The sequence below is a fragment of the Komagataeibacter intermedius TF2 genome (assembly GCF_000964425.1).
In the GTDB taxonomy this organism is placed as follows: Bacteria; Pseudomonadota; Alphaproteobacteria; order Acetobacterales; family Acetobacteraceae; genus Komagataeibacter; species Komagataeibacter intermedius.
Map to the genome: position 1 here is coordinate 39680 of NZ_BANF01000002.1, position 18578 is coordinate 58257.

Consider the following 18578-nt stretch of genomic DNA (forward strand, 5'->3'; position numbering starts at 1 on the left):
ACTTGATTATGATTTCGTAACATATCAGTCAGGTTCGGTTTACTTAAGGCAAAAGTTGACCATCCGTACGACATTTTTGGGTATGATGCATTTATACAACATGTTTTGTATACAACACGATCTGGACCTAGCCTGTTTGCGCCCCGGAATCCATGCTAACTGCATCATGCGATACGAACCCGACAGAAAAGTAGAGCAAGCGCCATGTCTGTGAATCCATCCATCCTGGTAGGGGACCCCGCCCCATGGTTTGTGCAGCAGGGGTCCGACGCACATGGCGACTATCATTTCGACAAGGCTGCCGGACGTTACAGTGTCCTTTTCTTCTTTCATTCCGGAATGGAATCGGATGTTACGTCCAGCCTTGAACGCCTGGCCGCCCACGGTTCGCGTATTGACGGCGTCCATACCCTTTTCTTTGGCGTTACGAACGACCCGCAGGACAGGGAACGGCTGCAGGCGCTGTCATCCAACCCCGCCATAAGGTTTTTCTGGGATACGGACCGCAAGGTCAGCACCCTGTACGGCTTTGGCGCCGATACGCGCCCGTTCTGGCTGCTGGTTGATCCCATGCTGCGGGTTCGGGCGGTCTTTCCCCACGGCCCGCATGTCATTGATGAGATCCTGCCCATCCTCGCCGCCATTCCATCCATGATGATGCGCGAGACATCCGGACCTGTTCCCGCGCTGATCCTGTCTGATGTATTCGAACCCGATTTCTGTGATCGGCTGATCCGTCATTATATGGAAAAGGGCGCGCGGCCATCGGGCATATTCATGGAAAACACGCCCGGACGTTCGGTGCCCGTGCTGGATTCCATGTTCAAGCGACGCCGTGACTGCCCGATTGAGGACACGCACCTGGTCAATCAGGTGCAGTTACGCATCACACGGCGGATCGTTCCCGAAATACGCAAGGTTTTCCAGTTCAACGCAACACGGCTGGAACGCCTGATCATTGCCTGTTACGCGGCACGTGAACGCGGGCGGTTTGGTCCCCACCGTGATGATACCCTGACAGCCGCCGCCCACCGACGTTTTGCGGTGTCCATCAACCTCAATGACGCCTTTGCCGGCGGGCAGGTCACATTTCCCGAATTCAGTCCGCACGGGCTGGCCCCCCCGGCTGGCGGCGCACTCGTGTTCTCCTGTGGTCTCATGCACAAGGTCGAGCCCATTACACAGGGGGAACGTTTTGCATGCCTGACCTTCCTTTATGATGAGGAAGCCGCACGCATACGCGAAGCCAACTGGCAGGCCGCGCGCGCGTCACGGCGCAACACGGCGGGCTGACCGATGCGCATGGCGCAGGCCATATCGACATGCGGCATGTCACGCTGTCCTGCGTACCCGTACAGTTGCCATGCCCGGTTTCCATTCATACGGTGATGAAACGATGATCATGACACAAGCGAATCGAATCCCGTGGCAAAGATAGAAGGCGCCGGTCCGGAAACCGTCGAACGCCCCGTACCGCCAGAATTGCAGACCATGTCTGCCGACCGGATATTCTGGAGCCATTTTTCCCCCAACCTTGCGCCGGCGGCATGGGTGATCGGCGTACTGGTGGTCAGCCTTGGGCTGAGTGGCTGGTCCGCCTTCGTGGTCCTGCTGATCGGCAACATGCTGGGGGCCCTGCCGGTCGCCGCCTGCGCGGTCATGGGGCCGGATACCGGACTGCCGCAGATGGAGGCATCGCGGTTTTCCTTCGGCAGCAGGGGCAAACGCCTGCCTGCCCTGATCAACTGGGTGAACTGCATTGGCTGGGATGCCGTCAATAACGTCCCGTCTGCCATAGCACTCATCCTGCTGGTACAGACATGGGGCATGACCGTGCCATTCTGGCTGGCGATGGCGATTCTGGCGCTGGCCCAGCTTCTGGCCAGTGCCGCCGGGCACGATACCGTGCAGACCATTGAAAAATATCTTGGCTGGATTCTTCTGGCGGCCTTTGCGTTCAGTGGCTGGATGGCCGTTACGCATCGACCCGATGGCGCATTGACGACCGCCGCCCGTCACGCGCCGGACGCCGCGCATATCCTGCTGGCACTGGGCGCGGTCAGCAGTTTCACGCTGGCATGGACGGCCTATGCATCGGATTACACGCGTTATGTCTCGCGTCGCACCGGGCGGGGCAAGGTCTTTGCGCTGACTTTTGGCGGCATATTCAGTTCCGCCATGCTCATGGAACTGTTCGGGCTGCTGACGGGCGCCATGATTGCCAGCCCTTCACCGGAATCCGTCATTCTTGCCCTGCAGTCCTGGATGGGGCCGCTGGCGCCCGTTGCCCTCGCGGCCATCGCGCTGTCATCCATCGCCATCAACGCAGCCAACGACAATACGGCCGCCTATGCCCTGATTTCGGCCGGGTCACGGCTGCCCCGTCCGCTCAGCGCCGTGCTGACGGCCGGACTGGCCTATGTGCTGGCCGTCATGGGGGAAGGGCGTTTTACGACCCTGTATGAAAATGCCCTGCTGCTGGCGCTGTACTGGATTGCCCCATGGTGCGGGATCGTCCTGACGGACTGGTACGCCCGTCCACCCGCCCTGAAAGCGCGCCGCATGGTAACCCCGCCGGGCTGGAGCCCGTCAGCCATCCTGTTTGTCGCCGTGACGGGGGTCACGATCATCCTGTTTTCATCCACGCCGCTGTATGTCAGCCCTGTCGCCCGCCTGCTGCGCGGGGCTGACATCGGCTATTTCGTTGGCTTTGCAATGGCCGCGACCGGCCAGTATCTTCTTCTACGCCAGCAGGCGCGAAAGTACCGCCTGACCGGCATCAAGGTGACCCAGGCATGATGGATCTCGTTCTTACCAATGCAACGTTACCCGACGGCACGCGCGCCGATATTGCAATCCGCGATGGCCTGATCGCCGACATCGCGCCCCGGTTCACTGGTGAGGCCAGGCGCACAATAGACGTGGGCGGCCACCTTGTTTCCCCCCCGTTCGTGGATTCGCATTTCCATCTGGATTCCACGCTGACAGCCGGGATCATACGGCACAACACCAGCGGTACGCTGGCGGAAGGCATTGCGATCTGGAAGGAACTGAAACCGACCCTGACCGAGGAAGACATCTACAACCGGGCAAAACGCCTGTGTGAAATGGCGATTGCCAAAGGAAACCTGGCCATTCGCAGCCATGTCGATACCAGCCCGGAGGAGCCGCGCGCCGTGCGCGCGCTGCTGGCGTTGCAGAAGGACATGAAGCCGTGGATCGACATCCAGCTGGTCGCGTTTCCGCAGGATGGATTTTTCCGCATGCCAGGGGCGGCCGCACGTCTGGAACACGCGCTGGACATGGGGGTGAATCTGGTCGGCGGCATACCGCATTTCGAACGGACCACCAACGAAGGCACGCAGTCGATTGAAGCCCTGTTCCGCATTGCGGCGGATCGGGGGCTGAGTATCGACATGCACTGCGACGAAACGGATGACGCGTCTTCCCGCCATGCCGAAACAATGGCGGCCTGCACGATCCGCTACGGCCTGCAGGGCAGGGTGGCCGGGTCCCATCTTGCATCGATGCATTCGATTGACAATGCCTATGCTGGCAAGCTGATCGGGATGCTGGCGGACGCCGGAATGTGCGTTATCGCGAATCCGCTGATCAACATCACGTTGCAGGGACGCTATGATACCTATCCCAAGCGACGGGGCCTTGCGCGTATCCGTGAACTGGTGCAGGCGGGCGTGCCGGTCGGCTTCGGCCATGACTGCGTCATGGACCCGTGGTACCGCCTTGGCAGCCATGACATGCTGGAAGTGGCGTCAATGGGCGCGCATGTCGGGCATATGACCGGTGAGGGCGAACTGCTGGACTGCTACCGGGCGGTGACGGAAAATGCAGCGCGCATCATGGAACTTGACGGATACGGCCTGACGGTTGGCAAGCGGGCGGATATGGTGGTGCTGCAGGCGGCTTCCCCGATCGAGGCACTGCGGCTGCGTCCCACCCGCCTGTATGTAATCCGGGCGGGAAAGGTCATTGCACAAAGCCCCGCGCAGACGACCACCCTGCATCTCGATACCCCGCCTGGGGAACAGCCCGCGCGGGTTTCAGGGCAGAACTGACCGACCGGTACCATCCTGCCGGGCGGCTGTACAGAAATCACCGCATAATAGAAATCATAACCGTTTCCGGGTGTCGCCTTTTCCCGAAAAGGCGACGTTCCCCGACATATGTCCAGAAAGCCCGGACAGAAACGTCCATGGAACTTTCAGGCAGTTTCACTGATTGCCCGTTAAAGCAACCTACCAGAACCTTTCCCGGATTCCGTAACGCGGTGGCGTGTCATGGCTGTCGCGACGGAACGCCACGCCCCGATCCGGGGCGCATACCGCGCGTGACGTAATGGCATGGGCAGGCGGGTACGTTCATCCCCCAACTGCCTCGCGCAAAACCAAGAACAGGTTATGGTAATTAGAAAATATTACATAGAAGAATATGTAATATTACATTTAAAAATACCAACAATACAATATATATGTTGCCAATTCGGAATGATTAAGATATGTATACATGTGTTGTTTTATCCTTGTTCATGATCATTTAGGAAATGGGAGAACTGCCTATGTCTGAAACCGATACCATGCGCGTTGTCCGTTTTATGGAACCCAGGCGCCCGTTTGCCCTGCGCGCGGTATCCGTGCCGTCCCCCGGCCCGGATCAGGTGCGCGTGCGCATTGCCGCATGCGGTGTCTGCCGGACCGACCTGCACCTGCGTGACGGACTGCTTGACCTGGGGAAAAGGGATTTCACCGTAGGGCACGAAATCTCCGGCACCATTGAAGCCTGTGGCGATAACGTACCCGCGCAGTGGCAGGGCAAGCGCGTGGTGATCTATTATTATATCGGCTGCGGCCTGTGCCGCTACTGCCGCAATGGCGAGGAATATCTGTGCCCCGCGCCCAAGGCGCAGCCCGGCTTTTCGAGCGACGGGGGGTATGCCGAAAATATCGTGGTGCCCCTGCGCAACTGCGTGCCGCTGCCGGACAATGTCGACATGGCGGAAGCTGCCCCCATGGGCTGTGCCGGTTCGACTGCGGTGCATGCAGGAAAGATGGCTGAAATCCGCCCCGGTGAATGGGTGGTGATCAATGGCGCGGGCGGCGTTGGCATGGCCGTGGTGCAATATGCACGTTATGCCGGTGGCCGGGTCATTGCGGTGGGCATGGGGGCCGAACGGATGGCGCTGGCCCGGCAGCTTGGCGCGGAATACACGATCGACGCGGCGGAGGTGCCCGATGTCGCGGCCCGCGTAGCGGAAATTACCGGCGAGGGGGCGGACGTCGTTTTCGAACTGGTCGGCACAAGCGCCACGATGAAAGCCTCCATCACCATGCTGCGTCGACGCGGGCGAATGGTCATGATCGGGTATACCGCCGAGGACTTCCATGTTCATCCCGTTGAACTGATCGTGCGTGAAATTACCGTGCGCGGGTCGGTCGGTTCATCTCTTGAAGACCTGTATGAAGCCATCGACCTGCTGGCGCGCGGGGTCATCCAGTCGCCCGTAGCGCGGCGTCACAGTCTTGAAGAATTCGAAACCGCACTGTCCGAAGTGCAGGACGGCGAACTACCCGGCCGTGTCGTGCTGCTTCCATGATCATGACAGGCAGGGAAAATCGTTTCCCTGCCTGTAACACTTTACGCCGCGCTGGCCACAAGGCGCTGCAGGAGGGGAACGACAACCGCATCGAATGCTTCGGGCTGTTCAAGGTACGGCACGTGGTTCGACTTATCGATAAACACCAGTTCCGGGTTGCCCAGCGCCGTGCGGCAGGCTTCACCCACTTCGGGCGGGACTGCCTTGTCCTGCTGGCCCCATACCAGAAGCATTTTCTCTGGCGGATAGAGCGCGGACAGCCGCTCCGCCACATAATCGGCAGAAATGCCGTTGACCAGATAATCCCCCAGCCGCCCGAACGCGGCGCCGGCACCGGGGAATGTATTGATCCGCCATTCCTCCTCGATCATGGCCGGCGTAATGCCCGACGTATCGTACAGGACAAATTTCAGCTTGTTTCCAAACAGGTTCCTGTCCTGTACCCGGACGTTCCGGCTGATGGTCTCGGCCACGTCCTGGCTGATCGGCACAACACCCAGCGCGCCGACCAGAACAAGTCCTGGCACACGCCCGGGGGCAGTACATGCCGCATAGGCCGCGATATGCGCCCCCAGCGATGTCCCGACAAGCGGCGCGGACGGGATATCCAGCGTATCCATGACCTGCAGGATGAAATCGGCAATGGCGGGAACGGTCGAAGGCGCCGTTTCTTCCTTGCTGGCAAACCCGTGTCCGGGCAGGTCACACGCAATCGCGCGAAAACCCAGCGCGCCAATGCGTTCAACGGTCGTGCGCCAGCGGTCGGCGCGCGCGCCCAGACCATGAATGAACAGGACGGCAGGACCGGTCCCGGCCTCGATAATACGGGTAAAGCCGTTGCCAACAGCCAGCGGGTAGCAGATGGAGGGAATGGTCATGAAACTGGGCTTTCAGCTAGGGTTGCGATGGCTTCGATTTCCATCAGGGTGCCATCACCAATCAGTCCGGCAACCTGCACCAGCGTGCTGGCGGGACGCCATTCGCCAAAGATTTCGGACCGCACCTGATTAAGCGCGAAACGGTCCTGCAGGTCCGTCAGGAAAAAGGTGAGTTTCACCACATGGCGCAGGTCAGACCCGACACCTTCGAGAATGCGCGACAGAAGGGCGAAAATGTGCCGGGCCTGCGCCTCGGCATCATTCGCGCCCACCAGGCTGCCATCCTCGGCCAGTGCAAGCAGGCCGGATACATGGATCTGTTCCCCCCCCAGCACGGCATGCGAATACGGCCCCACCGGCGCGGACAGGCCGGTGGGGCAGAGGGCGCGCGGCATCATATCGGCGTGGCCAGCAGTGTCAGGATCGCGCCGGTATCGACCAGAACCCGCATCTTCGCAATCCGCAGCACGCCGTCCACGCGCTTCAGTTCGGCATGATAGCGCCCGACGCTGAACAGCCGTGTCTCACCTGCCTGAATGGACTGGAACAGGGAATACGCGGCCGTGGCGGTCCATGCACCGTCCTGCGCCGTGACACGCACCGGGCCGATGATGTGGCAGTCGTAATGAATGTTGAAAACGTTCGCTTCACGCAGGGAATAGACGCGGTCGTCAAGCATGTCGCGGCTGTCACACAGCATGAGCGAGAGCGGCAGGTTCTGTTCCACGTTTTCCCGGCTGATGATTTCATAGAGGCAGTCGGGCATGAACAGGGCTGTCCAGTCTTCCAGCCTGTCTTCATCCAGAAGACGGCCATATTCCTCGAACAACATCGTGACTTCCAGATGCATCTCGGGTGAGATGCCACATATGGCGTTCATTATGCCGTCTCTCCCGCCCTGATGCCCATAAGCTTGCAGTAATAGATCCAGAACCCGCGCATCGGCACGTCACTGATCAGGTTCTCCTGATCCGTTACCGGGCCACGCCCACCGAATTCGACAATGGAATGCTTGTCCATGTCCCGCACGATGGCACGGTGCACCAGCTCAACCGCTTCGCCATCTTCCATCGAGACCAGACCCGCGGGACCCGCCAGGTTCGCCTTGCGCAGGCGGTGACGCGTCATGGCTTCGTCATCATCTTCGTAGCCGAAAAAGGTCGAGACGATTTCAAACTCATCGGCTGAACGCGGGCGCAACTGGCGCACGGCCAGCGTATTGCCGATCTGCTGCAACGCCGCATTGGCGAACAGCGATGTCACCGCCAGCGTCAGGTTGTCGGGGAATTCCTTGTGGTAACGCAGAAGGGAGGGATCCTTCAGCTTGATGTTCATGTCCCCACGATCGGTCCCGGCATAGCCGCCATCGCTGGCGCCGTCCTGATCCGTGCGCCCCCCCTGTGCGGCCCAGGACAGGTTATGCTTGCCATCGGCATCCACGCGCGCGCCGCCGGTGCCGCTCAGGCGCGCAATGCCGAAGGTGATCTGGAACATGTGCAGCAGACCGCCATGGTTGGGGTCGCGCAGGTTATCCGTATACAGCTTCCAGTTGCCGAAAATCCTCTGGCGCTGGTAGCCCAGTACCTTGACGGGCTTATGGAACAGCCGTTTGACCTGATGGGTGAACACCGGACCCAGATATTCCTCCAGCGGCGGCGTCTCCTCGCAGAAGGTGCCGAAAATGGCACCGTTCATCGTCTCCACCCGCAGGCGCTGCAGGTTGTGGCAGGCCTTGTCAAAATCGGCAGGCAGGCCACCCACCCCCTTGATCCCCTTCTGGAACGGCACGCCAATCAGCTTGCCGGTCAGGTCAAAGGACCACTGGTGATAGCAGCATGTATGCACCTTGGTATTGCCATGCAGGTTGCGCTGCACTTCCGCCCCACGGTGGCTGCACCGGTTGACAAGGGCATGCAGGCTGCCATCGCGCGCACGGTTGACGATGACCGGCGTATCGCCCACCTCGATCAGGCGATAGTCGCCCGGATTGGGAATCTCCGCTTCCAGCGCAAGGTAATTCCATATCGGGCCGCGAAAGATACGTTCCTGTTCCAGTTCGAATACATCAGGATCGCGGTACATGCCATATGGTATGCGGCTACAGTCAGCCGCGGGGAAAGTATAGCGTGACAGGGCATCAGCCCCGGCAGGTGCGGTCATGAAGGATACTCCGTATGGGTCGGTCCGGAATGGGGGAAGGGCACTATGGCAACTGCATCGGCGTGTGGCCGGTGGACGCGCGGGTGTACATCCGCGTCCAGTACCCTTGTGCATTTTCACAGGGGTGGCGCGGTATATCCATCGGCATGTCCGGCAGCACGACACGCGCACCGCCAAGCCAGACGTCCGTAATGCGTTCCCTGTCTTCAAGCTGCGTGATATCGGCCAGCGGGTCGCCGTCAAACACCAGCAGGTCAGCCAGTTTCCCCGGTGCGATACTGTCAAACTCCTGGCCACCACGCAGCAGGCTGCGGTTGCGGTGCGTTGCCGTACGCAGCACTTCGTCGGCTGGCATGCCAAGGAACCTGACCAGGATCGACAGTTCCCGGGTTGCCCATTCGCCATAGGGCGTCATGGAAAAGCCGGTTTCGGATCCACTCAGGATCGGCACGCCCGCGTCATACGCACGGCGCAGGTTGTCAGTCGCTTCCGCCAGTTCCTGACGCTGCACGTTGGGCCACCAGTCATAGGACGGGTCATCGGGCTGGGCATACTGGATGTTGTTGACCAGCATGAGCAGGGAAGGGCAGATCGTGCAGCCTTCCCCCGCGGCGGCGCGCACGCCTTCGTCATCAATGCGGGAAGCATGATAGAGAATGTCCGCCCCGGCGCGCGCGGCATACAGCACGCCTTCGCGCCCGCGGGCATGTATGGCAACCCGGCGGCCAAGACGGTGGGCTTCCCGGATCATGGCCGTCGTCTCATCCTGCGTGAACGTTGCATACAGGCCGCCCGAATTGCCGCCCTGTATCCCGTCCATCGCGATCTTGATGATATCGACGCCATCCTTCGTCTGCTGGCGGATGGCCTCTATCGCTTCGGGCAGGGATGTGACCAGCCGGCCGGTCGAACATGGCGGACAGCCGATCCATGACGGATAATAGTCATAAAGCCCCTGGCGGGCCGTCAGGGCCTGTCCGGCTGCGGTGATGCGCGGCCCCTGGAACATCCCGACATACAGCGCATTGCGCAGCGACGGCGTGACCAGACCCGCGCAGGCAGGGTCCAGCAGGCTGGTAAAGCCCGCGGCCAGCATGCGCTGGGCCGCCGCCAGGGCACGGATCGCGCGGTATTCCAGGTTGGGGTAAAGGTCGACTTCCTCTTCCGAACGGGCATTGCCGTACGACAGGTGGGTGTGCAGATCGCTCAGTCCCGGCATGACCAGCTGGCGGCTGTAATCAACCACCACGTCATCAGGACCGGAAGCGGGAAGGGAGGCTGCGGGATAAAGGCCCACGATACGGCCATCTTCGATCACCAGTGCGTGATCATGGCGGTAGGTGGACTCCGTGCCGGTAAAGACACGCCCGCATTTCAGAATGGTTCTCATGCGGAATATCCGGTGGCTAGAAGCAGAAGGGAAAGCGCTGCATCCACGTCCGCTGCCCGTTCGGACATGATGGCATGGCCGCAGTCGCCCAGAAGGGTCAGATCGGCATGGGGCATATGGTCCAGCACCAGCCGGGCCATGGGGCCAGGCGGACATGCCCGGTCCTGCAGGCCGTGCAGGATACGGACCGGCATGCATATGGCGGATGCCTCCCGTACCGGAAGGGACGCCGCATGCAGGCAGGCATCGGGATCGGCCAGCATGGCGGCGAAGGCGGCGCGACGCGCGCTGTCGCCCGCGGCCTGCCAGCGTGCTTCCACCACGGCGGATGGCGGGGGCGCGCAATCCGCCGTCATCGGGCGCATGGCCGCTGCCAGCGCTGCACGGTCGGCCGGGGCGGACCAGAAATCACGCAGCGCGGGCGTTGCCTGCCGCTGCCCGGCAGGCGCGCCGATAACCAGCACCCCACGCAGGGACGGACGCCGTGCCGCCACGCGCAGCGACAGCGCACCCCCGACCGAATTGCCAATCAGATGGGCATCTGGCCCGGCATGGTCCAGCACCCGGCCAACCTGTTCGATCCACAGCGGCACATCAAAGGCACATGTCCTGCCGGGCGGCACGGCGTCGCCAAAACCGATCAGGTCGATGACGTGCACGTCATGACCAGCGGGCAGCCGGGCCAGCAGGGGGGCGAAATTAATCAGGCCAGTCGTGCCCGGACCGATGCCATGCACCAGCACCAGCGGCGGCGCCCCGCCCGTGCCACGGCGGATACGCCATGAAAAGTTGATGTCGTCCACCCTGTCATGCGCCTCGACCCACTGCGGGGCCGCGCCCTGTGCCGGGGCGTTCATCGGGCTGCCCCGCCATTGCCGGGCGCCCAGTACAGGATGCGGCGCAGGACCCGATCCACTACCGTCCAGATCAGGACCGTCATGACCGCCAGCACGAACAGGGCCGCAAACATGACATCGGTCTGTATGCGGGCATTGGCGTTCAGCATGACATAGCCCAGCCCGGCGGACGCGCCGACCCATTCACCCACGATCGCACCGATGGGCGCGATGGCCGTGGCGACACGCAGCCCGGACCCGAAGGCCGGCATGGCGGCAGGAAGCCGCACATGGCGCAGGATGGCGCCCTGTTTCGCCCCCATTGTGTGGGCCAGGTCCAGCCAGCCGGGATCGGTATGGCGCAATCCATCGGAAAATGCGGCGGCGACGGGAAAGAAAATGACAATCGTGGCCATGACCACCTTGGACGTCATGCCGAACCCGAACCACAGCACCAGAAGCGGCGCCATGGCGAAGGCCGGAATGGCCTGGCTCAGCAGCAGCAGCGGCATGATCCAGCGCTGCAGGCGTGGGGAAAAGGCCATTGCCAGCGCACACAGGCTACCCAGAAGCGTGCCGATGACCAGCCCGAGCGCCATTTCGGAAAATGTGGTGAATGTGGCCGACGCCAGCAGCATGCGCTGCTGCCACAGTGCATGCAGCACGGCGGGCGGTTGCGGCAGCAGATAGAACGGAATGCCGCCCAGGCGTGTCACGGCCCACCATGCGCCGATCAGCACGACAAACGTGACAACAGGCCGGACCAGTGTCGGGATCATGCGCCATGTCCTTCCATGAGAATACGCATGAGGTGCCCCTGTATATGGAGCAGCGCCTCATCATCCGGTGCACGGGGGGTCGGTCCCGGCACTTCTATCGGGGGGCCCAGTCGCGCGGGGTGGCCGGTCAGCACCACCAGCCGGTGCCCGATGCGACAGGCTTCAAGCGGGTCGTGGGTGATGAGCAGGACGGTATGGTCCTGCAGCAGTTCGGCGGTCAGATCCTGCACCTGCGCGCGCGTGAAGGTATCCAGTGCTGAAAAAGGTTCATCCATCAGGACAAAGGGATGACGTTCATACAGCGTGCGCGCGATGGCGACGCGCTGGCGCATGCCACCGGACAGTTCGGAAGGCAGCGCCTTTGCCCGGTCCTGCAGCGAGACGCGTTCCAGCAGGTGCCGCGCGCGATCGGGGTCCTGTCGTTCGCCACGCAGGCGCGCGCCCAGCATGACATTCTCGATCACGGTCAGCCAGGGGTAAAGCAGGTCCTGCTGGCCCATATAGGCAATGCGCCCGGCCAGGGGCAGCCCGTCCGTCGCCGTGACCGTGCCCGCGCTGGCGCGCGTCAGGCCGGCGACGATCTTGAGCAGGCTGCTCTTGCCCACGCCGCTCGTGCCCAGCAGGACGACGAATTCACCACCCTGAACAGTCAGGTCCAGATCGGTAAAGATGGCACGTGTGCCGTATTGCAGACCCAGCCCGGAAATGCGCAGTCCCGGCAGGTCGACCGGCTGGTGCGTGGGCGGGCGGGGAGAGGCATCGTTATCGGTCATGTATACAAATTGCCAACGTCGAAACGATAACGCAACATGATTCGATGCTGATTCGAAAAAATTAATCTGTCATGCCCTGCTGTTTTCTTTGTTTTACAAATAATTCCCAATCAGGACGTCGCGCATCGGTTTTCTTGTTGCGAACCCGAAATGCCTATGTATACATTTTGGTGAATGTTCTTTTTTGGCGACATGTCCGGATGAACAGAAAAGGCAGCACATGAAACAGCAATCAGGGAATGGCGCCGCACAGCGGACCATAGGGGCGGCGCCGCAGGCGCCCCGTCCGGCAGGCAGGGGAATGATCCCCCTGTCCCGGCGCGGCTTCATAGGTGGCGCACTGGCCGTGGGCGCGCTGGGAACGCCACTGGCCCCGGCACGTGCCGCGGGAGGTGAGAAATTCACGGTCATTCTGGACTGGCTGCTCAATGTCAATCACGCGGTCCTGTTTGCCGCACAGGAATGCGGGGCGTTCACGCGCGCAGGGCTGGATGTCGAGCTGATTTCCCCCTCCGATCCCGATTCCCCATCCCGGCTGGTCATGGCGGGTCAGGCGGACGTGGCGCTGGGTTACGGCACGCAGATCAACCTGCTGGTGGATCGCGGGCTGCAGCTCCTGCGCTTTGGCACGCTGATTGACCGGCCAATCAATGTCGTCGCGGCGATGGGAAACGGCTCCATCCGCAATCTGGCCGACCTGAAGGGCAAGCGTGTCGGCATTTCGGTCAGCGGGGTGGAGGAAAGCCTGCTGGCGGCAATGCTGCATTCCGTCGGGCTGTCGATTTCCGACGTGACGGTCACCAAGGTCAATTACCAGATGGTGACGGCGCTGCTGACCAACCGGATTGACGCGGCCATCGGGGCCTACCGCAATGCCGAGGTGCTGGAGATCGAGCAGACATCAGGCGTGGCCCCCATCATTTTCGCACCGGAAGACCACGGCGTGCCCATGTATGACGAACTGATCGTCCTGACGCGGCAGGACCTGCGCAACGATCCCCGCATGGCACGCTTCATTGCAGCGATTGCACAGGGGCGCGAAGCACTGGTCGCGCATCCCGATGACATGCGTCGTGCCTTTGTCGCCAGACACCCTGAACAGGATACGCCAGTCCTTGAAAAGGCATGGGCCATGACAATCGGATGGATACCCGAAGCCCCTGGTCACCTGGACACGGCACGGTACGAAGCATTTGAAAAGTTCTGCCTGTCTTACGGCGTCATTTCAAAACTGGCGCCCCTGGACAGTTTTGCGATGGAAACAGCCGCATGAGAGCCAACGCCCCCCGGATCGATCCGGCCGACCTTGACCCGGTGCGTGAATTCCGGGCCTGTCCCATTGGTTTGCACAGCCCCGCGCTGGAAGCGGTGCTGAATATCCTGCGCGCGGGAACAATGGGTGGGAAATACTGCATCATCTGCCTGGAACCCCACAGGAAATGGGCGCTGGGCCGCCTGTCGGGCATACGCGGCGTACCACCCGACGTCGTGCCGGGCGTGGAATATGACGACCTTGAGGAAGCGGAATGGGATGTCTTCCGCCGACGGTGGGAGGCGGAAACCGGCACGCGCCTGCCCCCCGAATTCGACGGCCCCCTGCACGCACCCTCCACGAACACGGCGGGAGAAAGCCGATGAAAACCCTGCTTGGCTATGCCGACCAGATCAGCGTGACGGCGGGAGACGAAATTGCGTTCCGTGTCAGCAGCGAAACGGCTGAAACGTATGACGCCACGATCGTGCGGATTGTAAATGGTGACCTGAATCCCGCTGGTTCCGGCTACCGTGAGGAAGACGTGCCCGGCACTGCATGGCACATTCAGGGGCGGCCACAGAAGATCCATGCGGGTTCGTGCATCGTGGTTGACACGGCGGTGCCGCTGGAACGCCTGGCCGCTGGCTGGCGCGTTACGCTGCTGGCGCGCCCAACCCTGCCGGACAGCAGCGGGCAGGACGGGACAGGACAGGTCATGTTCAGCCTGCGCGATCGCGTGTCGGGCGGCGGAATGGAAATTGGCATAAAGGGGGAGGAAGGCGCTTACGTCACGGTGCAGGGCAGTCAGGCACGCGTGACCTGTGCCGCGGGCGTGCCAATGCGCCGCCATGAATGGTACCGGGTGCGCGTCGCATTTGACGCGGCAAAGGGCGAACTGACCCTGTCGCAGGCCGCGCTGGAAAGCTGCGCCGGCATAGCCGACAGCGCGGACGTCACGGTTGCCTGCGCCGTTGAACCGGCATGGACATCCGCCGCGCGCATCATCATCGCGGCCCGCGCCACCGCCGAAGGCGAAAACATTTTCGGTGGTTTCTATAATGGCAAGCTCGAAGCGCCCTGCCTGCTGGACCACGCGGGCGCCGTGATCGGGCAGTGGGATTTTTCCATCGGGATCGATGGACAGGACATCTGCGATCAGGGTCCATTCCACCTGCATGGCCATACATGGCAGATGCCCGGGCGCGCCATGACCGGCCATAACTGGAACGGCAGCATACGCGCATGGCAGGATGCGCCGGAACAGTATGGCGCCATTCATTTCCATGAAGACGATATTATTGACGCCGGATGGGCCACGGATTTTGCGTGGCAGGTTCCCTCGGGGCTGAAAAGCGGGCTTTATGCCGCCCGCCTGCGCAGTGCGACGGATGAGGATTATATCCCCTTTGTCATCCGTCGCGCAGCAGGCACGGGGCATGCACCGCTGGTTTTTGTCCTGCCGACCGCAAGCTACCTGGCATACGCCAACGAACATCTTGCCATTGATGCCGCCCTGGCGGAGCGGGTGCACGACCACGTGCCCGTATTTGGCGCATCGGACGTGTTCCTGGCGGAACGGCGCGAATTCGGCGCATCGCTGTATGACCGGCACAGCGACGGGTCGGGCATCATGATATCCTCGCGCCTGCGCCCGGTGCTGAACATGCGCCCCAAATACCAGTCATGGCTGGGGGGAACCGGGTCGGGCCTGTGGCAGATGAACGCCGACACGCATATCATCGACTGGCTGGAACACGAAGGTTTTGACTACGACATCATTACCGACGAGGACCTGGACCGCGAAGGAGTAAAGGCGCTTTCCCCCTACAGGTGCGTCATGCTGGCCAGCCACCCTGAATATGTCTCGACCCGGATGCTCGATGCGCTGGCGGCGCACCGCGCGGATGGCGGGCGACTGGTGTCGCTGGGGGGCAACGCGCTGTACTGGCGCGTGGTCTATCATCCCACCATGCCCGGCGTGATGGAACTGCGCCGCTGCGAGGTCGGCAATGGCTGGATTACCGACCCGGGTGAAAGCTGCCATGCCTTTGGCGGTGAATATGGTGGCCTGTGGGAACGCATCGGCCGGCCGCCGCATGAAACCCTGGGGTCCGGCTTTATCGGACAGGGTTTTGACAAATGCACCTATTTCCGTCGGCAGGCGGACAGTTACAACCCGCGCGCGGCCTTCATATTCGACGGGATAGAGGGCGACATCATCGGGGATTTCGGGCTGATTGGCGGGGGGGCCGCGGGCATAGAACTGGACCGCGCCAACAGCGCGAAGGGCACGCCGCTGAACACGCTGGTGCTGGCGCGCTCGGAAGGACATACCAACACCTACCTTCCGTCAACCTGTGCGCTGCTGATCAATTACGCCGGGCAGGGGGCAGCCCAGTCCGATCTTGTCCGCGCCGAAATCGTATTTTTCGAGACAGCCGAAGGCGGCGCGGTCTTTTCCACCGGGTCGATCGCGTGGAGCGGCAGCCTGTCCCATGCGGATTACGACAATTCCGTCTCGCGCATGACGGGCAATGTCGTGCGGCGCTTTATCGATCCGGCACCCTTTGAACTGCCTGCATCGGCAGCCAGACCCGTCTCTTTCTGAAAAGATGAAGATTCATGATAAAAAGGATTTCGCGATGACGGCGTCCCGCATGGAACCCGACCTTGCAACCCTGCTGGGGCCGGATGCGTCCGCCATCCTGTCAGCGCCGCATCGTAATTTCATTGATGGCCAGTGGCGTGACAGCCTGTCGGGGGAAACCTTTCCCGTAACCGACCCGGCAACCGGGCAGGAGATCGCACGCATTCCCCTTTCGGGCAGCGCGGATGTCGACCTTGCCGTGGCCAGCGCGCGCCATGCGCTGGAGGACGGGCCATGGGCGCGCATGAACGGCGCGGAGCGCGGCCGGCTACTGTGGCGACTGGCCGACCTGCTCCATCAGCAGGCGGACGTGTTCGCCCGCCTGGAGGCGCTTGATACCGGGCGGCCGGTTTTTGAAACCCGCCTTGTGGACCTGCCCGGCTCGATCGGCATGCTGGAATACATGGCGGGCTGGTCAACCAAGATAAACGGGGAAAGCGTGCCCGTATCCGCCCCCGGCACGTTCCATGCCTATACCGAGCGTGAACCGGTTGGCGTGGTGGCGGTCATCGTGCCATGGAATTACCCGCTGGAACTGGCAATATGGCGCATGGCCCCGGCACTGGCGGCCGGGTGTACCGTTGTCCTCAAGCCTGCGGAACAGACGGCGCTGACCACGCTGCATCTGGGCCGCCTGATCGCAGAAGCAGGCTTTCCCCCCGGCGTGGTCAATATCGTGTCGGGGGAAGGCGAAACCGCCGGGGCGGCGCTTGCCGAACACGGGGATGTCAATGCGATCTCCTTTACCGGCTCCACGCAGGTCGGGCGCGAAATCATCCGCGCGGCAGCGGGAAACATGAAACGGGTCTTTCTGGAACTTGGCGGCAAATCACCCATGATCGTGCTGGACGATGCCGATCTGGAACAGGCGGTACCGGGTATTGCATCCGCCATTTTCTTCAGCGCGGGACAGGTCTGCACGGCGGGGTCGCGCGTGTTCGTGCATGAACGCATCTATGACCGCCTGCTTGATGGCATTGTCGCCTTTGCCCGGAACCTGGAAATCGGGCACGGGCTGAATGACGCCACCCGTCTTGGCCCGCTGGTTTCAGCCGGGCAGCGTGACAGGGTGGCCGGGTACCTGGCGGAAGCGGCCCGCACCGGCACACGCTTCGCAACGGGTGGCGCACCCGTTGATGGCCCGGGCTATTTCATGCAGCCCACCATTGCGGTTGATGTCGATCCGCAGGCGGCACTGTACCGCGAGGAAATCTTCGGTCCGGTCCTGTGTGTCCGCCGGTTTGGCGATGACCAGATCGATGATGTCGTGCGCATGGCCAATGATACGGTCTACGGCCTGCATGCCAGTATCTGGACAACAGGCCTGTCACGCGCCCACACCCTGGCGCGACGCATCAAGGCGGGCAATGTATGCATCAACACGCATAATTTCTTTGATCCCGCGTTTCCCATGGGCGGGTTCAAGCAGTCGGGCTGGGGACGCGCGGCCGGTTTCCCTGCTATAGAACATTATACGGAACTGAAGGGAATTGTTGCGCGCCTATGACCGATGAAGATGCACTGACAGGGAACGTCACACCGGCAACAGCCCGGGCGCGAAGCCGCCGCACCGCCCGCAAGGGGACGACGCGTGCGCCCACGCTGGCCAGTATCGTGCAGGAGCGTATCCAGAAGGCGATCGTATCCGGGGTCTTTACACCCGGCATGTGGCTGGAGGAAGAAAGCCTGGGACAGATGTTCAGTGTATCGCGCACGCCCGTGCGCGAGGCACTACGCCGCCTTGCCGCGCAGGGAACGGTTGAAATCCGCCCCCGACAGGGCGTGATCGTCACCAAGATGAACGATACCCGCGTAGTGCAGACGCTGGAGGTCATAGCCGAACTTGAAGCCGCAACCGCAAGGCTTGCGGCAGAGCGCATGAGCGACGCGGAACGCGACAACCTGCATGCGATCAACGAAGAACTGTCAGACATCATACGCAACGGAAGCCGTGCCGGTTTCGACCGGCATAACGAACGCCTGCATGCCGCGATCAGGCAGGGCGCCCATAACGAGATCATGGCCGATTCCGTAACGCAGATGCGTCAGCGCGTGCTGCCCTATACACGCGTCGAGCGAATGGAATCAGTCGAACAGATGACCGTATCCCACGGACAGCACCAGACGATTGTCTTTGCCATTCTGGAAGGACACGGCGAACTGGCCTACCAGACAATGCGCGTGCACGTCATGCAGACAGGCCAGCTGGCCGAGGACGGGGATCCTGACCACGGGGACTGAGCCATCCG

General features: G+C 61.9%; 17 protein-coding genes. 9 read left to right on the top strand and 8 right to left on the bottom strand.

From position 1 onward, the window contains the following. Positions 1-204 precede the first annotated feature (204 nt). From B7449_RS00235 to B7449_RS00250, 4 genes are all read left to right on the top strand, one after another. Complete coding sequence (locus tag B7449_RS00235; protein WP_039735056.1) at positions 205-1293, top strand: redoxin domain-containing protein; 1089 nt, start codon at positions 205-207, stop codon at positions 1291-1293. Positions 1294-1425: 132 nt separating this feature from the next. Beyond that, positions 1426-2799, top strand: a complete 1374-nt coding sequence (locus tag B7449_RS00240; protein WP_039735057.1) for a purine-cytosine permease family protein — start codon at positions 1426-1428, stop codon at positions 2797-2799. Further along, positions 2796-4076 (top strand): cytosine deaminase, encoded by a 1281-nt coding sequence (locus tag B7449_RS00245; RefSeq protein ID WP_039735059.1) that lies wholly within the window; start codon positions 2796-2798, stop codon positions 4074-4076. Before B7449_RS00240 ends, B7449_RS00245 begins: the two co-directional genes overlap by 4 nt. Positions 4077-4576: 500 nt before the next feature. Then, positions 4577-5611 (top strand): alcohol dehydrogenase catalytic domain-containing protein, encoded by a 1035-nt coding sequence (locus B7449_RS00250; RefSeq protein WP_039735061.1) that lies wholly within the window; start codon positions 4577-4579, stop codon positions 5609-5611. Between the two features lie 41 nt (positions 5612-5652). Here B7449_RS00250 and B7449_RS00255 read toward each other — a convergent pair whose 3' ends face one another. From B7449_RS00255 to B7449_RS00290, 8 genes are read right to left on the bottom strand one after another with little or no spacing between them, the layout of a single operon-like run. Beyond that, positions 5653-6489 (bottom strand): alpha/beta fold hydrolase, encoded by an 837-nt coding sequence (locus B7449_RS00255; RefSeq protein WP_039735063.1) that lies wholly within the window; start codon positions 6487-6489, stop codon positions 5653-5655. After that, positions 6486-6887 (bottom strand): RidA family protein, encoded by a 402-nt coding sequence (locus tag B7449_RS00260; protein WP_199858343.1) that lies wholly within the window; start codon positions 6885-6887, stop codon positions 6486-6488. The genes B7449_RS00255 and B7449_RS00260 overlap by 4 nt, the downstream gene beginning before the upstream one ends. Further along, positions 6884-7369: an aromatic-ring-hydroxylating dioxygenase subunit beta gene (locus B7449_RS00265; protein ID WP_048883071.1), complete on the bottom strand. Its 486-nt coding sequence runs from the start codon at positions 7367-7369 to the stop codon at positions 6884-6886. Before B7449_RS00265 ends, B7449_RS00260 begins: the two co-directional genes overlap by 4 nt. Then, entirely contained in the window at positions 7369-8649 is a 1281-nt protein-coding gene (locus B7449_RS00270; protein ID WP_039735065.1) for a Rieske 2Fe-2S domain-containing protein, read from the bottom strand. The genes B7449_RS00265 and B7449_RS00270 overlap by 1 nt, the downstream gene beginning before the upstream one ends. A gap of 43 nt (positions 8650-8692) precedes the next feature. Then, complete coding sequence (locus B7449_RS00275; protein WP_039735067.1) at positions 8693-10039, bottom strand: metal-dependent hydrolase family protein; 1347 nt, start codon at positions 10037-10039, stop codon at positions 8693-8695. Continuing rightward, positions 10036-10896 (bottom strand): alpha/beta fold hydrolase, encoded by an 861-nt coding sequence (locus B7449_RS00280; protein ID WP_039735069.1) that lies wholly within the window; start codon positions 10894-10896, stop codon positions 10036-10038. The genes B7449_RS00275 and B7449_RS00280 overlap by 4 nt, the downstream gene beginning before the upstream one ends. Beyond that, on the bottom strand, positions 10893-11654 hold the full coding sequence (locus B7449_RS00285) for an ABC transporter permease (RefSeq protein WP_039735071.1): 762 nt from the start codon (positions 11652-11654) through the stop codon (positions 10893-10895). The genes B7449_RS00280 and B7449_RS00285 overlap by 4 nt, the downstream gene beginning before the upstream one ends. Next, positions 11651-12427: an ABC transporter ATP-binding protein gene (locus B7449_RS00290; protein ID WP_048883072.1), complete on the bottom strand. Its 777-nt coding sequence runs from the start codon at positions 12425-12427 to the stop codon at positions 11651-11653. The genes B7449_RS00285 and B7449_RS00290 overlap by 4 nt, the downstream gene beginning before the upstream one ends. A gap of 220 nt (positions 12428-12647) precedes the next feature. Between B7449_RS00290 and B7449_RS00295 the strand changes: the two genes are divergently transcribed. Genes B7449_RS00295 through B7449_RS00315 form a run of 5 tightly spaced genes read left to right on the top strand, consistent with a single transcriptional unit; the run spans position 12648 to position 18570 of the window. After that, positions 12648-13700, top strand: coding sequence for an ABC transporter substrate-binding protein (locus tag B7449_RS00295; RefSeq protein ID WP_048883073.1), 1053 nt, complete (start codon positions 12648-12650; stop codon positions 13698-13700). Continuing rightward, positions 13697-14065, top strand: coding sequence for a hypothetical protein (locus B7449_RS00300; RefSeq protein WP_039735074.1), 369 nt, complete (start codon positions 13697-13699; stop codon positions 14063-14065). Before B7449_RS00295 ends, B7449_RS00300 begins: the two co-directional genes overlap by 4 nt. Then, positions 14062-16290 carry a N,N-dimethylformamidase beta subunit family domain-containing protein gene (locus B7449_RS00305; protein ID WP_039735076.1) on the top strand — a complete coding sequence of 743 codons (2229 nt, stop codon included), beginning with the start codon at positions 14062-14064 and terminating at the stop codon, positions 16288-16290. The genes B7449_RS00300 and B7449_RS00305 overlap by 4 nt, the downstream gene beginning before the upstream one ends. A 34-nt stretch (positions 16291-16324) precedes the next feature. After that, complete coding sequence (locus B7449_RS00310; protein ID WP_167335728.1) at positions 16325-17836, top strand: aldehyde dehydrogenase family protein; 1512 nt, start codon at positions 16325-16327, stop codon at positions 17834-17836. Then, positions 17833-18570: a GntR family transcriptional regulator gene (locus B7449_RS00315; protein WP_039735077.1), complete on the top strand. Its 738-nt coding sequence runs from the start codon at positions 17833-17835 to the stop codon at positions 18568-18570. The genes B7449_RS00310 and B7449_RS00315 overlap by 4 nt, the downstream gene beginning before the upstream one ends. The last annotated feature ends 8 nt before the right edge of the window (positions 18571-18578 follow it).